Below are 1,954 nucleotides of genomic sequence, written 5' to 3'. Positions count from 1 at the left end.
TGGCATGACGGGGGAGAGAGCAACATCAACAACGCAGCCCTCCTATGCCCCCGCCACCACACCTTGATCCACCACAGCGACTGGACCATTGAACTGCGCCACGGCACCCCGAACTTCACAGCCCCCTACATCATCGATCCCACCCAAAAACTTCGCCACAACCCCTACCACCACGCACAACCCAAAGCTGGCTTCCCACCCGGTAGCGTACTTGACCCTTAGCAGCCACAGAAACGTGCTGGCCACCGAAATTCTAGCGACCGGCACCCGATGTCCACGAAGGTTGTCCGCTGGCGGCCATCAATCTCGGTTAGAATTCATGGCCATCCATGGGTAATTCCTCCGGACTGCGGCATTTGATTGCCAATATCAAGACGCGACTAAGTAAGCGTTCGTCTCCGTCATCGGGGTGGTCCGTATTGACCAACAATCTGGATTCAACGATTCACGGGCCATTTAGAGGCTGACGGGCTTCACGGATGTGTGATTCAGATGCTGTGTCATGCCAGCCCCGCGGGGGAGTTGCATGAGCAGTTACGACCCTTTGCCAGGTTCATTTCACCGTAGACTAACATCATGCCCAACCTGTTTTCACACGCTCATGAGCCTGACTATGTATCGCCTACAGAACATGCCGAATTTGACGGGTCGGTGATTTTAACTGTTCCAGTGGATCAAGCGTTTGATGGTTTTACTGATGGAATGCATCTTTGGTGGCCTGTGAGTGAACAGAGCATGTTTGGTGCGGAAAGCCACGTTGCGCTTTTGCGCGATCATGTTGTGGAAGAGTCGGATGAAGGCCAGGAAGTCGTCTGGGCCGACATCACAGAATGGCAGCTTGGCGAATTTATACGGCTTCACTGGGTACTCGGCCAGGAACAATATGGATCCGTGGACGTCGATATTCATTTCGAGGCTCTACACGATGGTCAGACGCGAGTGCGCGTGATCACCGAACAGAATACCCAGAGGCAAGATCAAGAGGAAGATGTCTTCATTTGTGATTGGCCCCTCATCTTGTCCAGATACGCCAGATTCATGGGTGGAGTGCTCAAGCTCGACTAGACTGATGGATGGACTTGAAGGTCCACAGGTTTTGAGAACAATTTTAAAAGTGAAGAGCGGCTGTTACTGTGCCAGTTAGTGCGCTCAATGATTTAGGAGTTAGCATGGCTGAGCATTTCGAACGCAATCGCGAGGATGCCTCGGGAAACCGCGACGGCAATCGGGGCAAGGATCGCCCTTACGCCGATCGTCCGGCAACCAGTGACCGTCGTCCGGCCAAATCATACACCGAACGTCAAGGGAGCCGTCCGCCCTTTGGTGACCGTGATGACCGTCCGGAGCGCAGTAATGATCGTCCCTCCTACGGTGGGCGGGACAATCGCGGTGCGGATCGTCCCATGGTCAATGGACGCCGCGAAGACCGCAAGCCCTTCGGTGATCGGGACAATCGCCCGGCGCGTAGCAATGATCGTCCTTATGGTGATCGGGATAATCGCCCGGCGCGTAGCAATGATCGTCCTTATGGCGATCGGGACAACCGTCCGGCGCGTAGCAATGATCGTCCTTATGGTGATCGGGACAACCGTCCGGCGCGCAGCAATGATCGTCCTTCGTTTGGTGATCGGGATAATCGTCCGGCGCGCAGCAATGATCGTCCTTATGGTGATCGGGACAACCGTCCGGCGCGCAGCAATGATCGTCCTTCGTTTGGCGATCGGGACAATCGCCCGGCGCGCAGCAATGATCGTCCTTATGGTGATCGGGACAACCGCGGTGGTGAGCGTCCCCGCAATGATCGTCCTTATGGTGATCGGGATAATCGCCCGGCGCGGAGCAATGATCGTCCTTTTGGTGATCGGGATAATCGCCCGGCGCGCAGCAATGATCGTCCTTTTGGTGATCGGGACAACCGCGGTGGTGAGCGTCCCCGCAATGATCGTCCTTATGG

2 protein-coding genes and 1 pseudogene are annotated in these 1,954 nt (G+C 55.7%); 2 read left to right on the top strand and 1 reads right to left on the bottom strand.

Annotation, left to right across the window (positions count from 1 at the left end):
• A pseudogene (locus tag ACFUCV_RS14945) lies at nt 1-222 on the top strand (hypothetical protein); the annotation flags it as partial.
• A gap of 354 nt (nt 223-576) precedes the next feature.
• Nucleotides 577-1,065 carry a hypothetical protein gene (locus tag ACFUCV_RS14940; protein ID WP_380817121.1) on the top strand — a complete coding sequence of 163 codons (489 nt, stop codon included), beginning with the start codon at nt 577-579 and terminating at the stop codon, nt 1,063-1,065.
• 221 nt (nt 1,066-1,286) lie between these two features.
• On the opposite strand, the gene ACFUCV_RS14935 is transcribed toward ACFUCV_RS14940, so the two are convergent.
• Nucleotides 1,287-1,954, bottom strand: a 668-nt coding sequence (locus ACFUCV_RS14935; RefSeq protein ID WP_380817119.1) for a hypothetical protein, incomplete at its 5' end; no start/stop codon positions are given.

Source organism: Specibacter sp. NPDC057265 (genome assembly GCF_042668835.1).
GTDB lineage: Bacteria > Actinomycetota > Actinomycetes > Actinomycetales > Micrococcaceae > Specibacter.
Note: the sequence above shows the minus strand (reverse complement) of the source record. Positions and strands in the feature narration are given on the sequence as shown.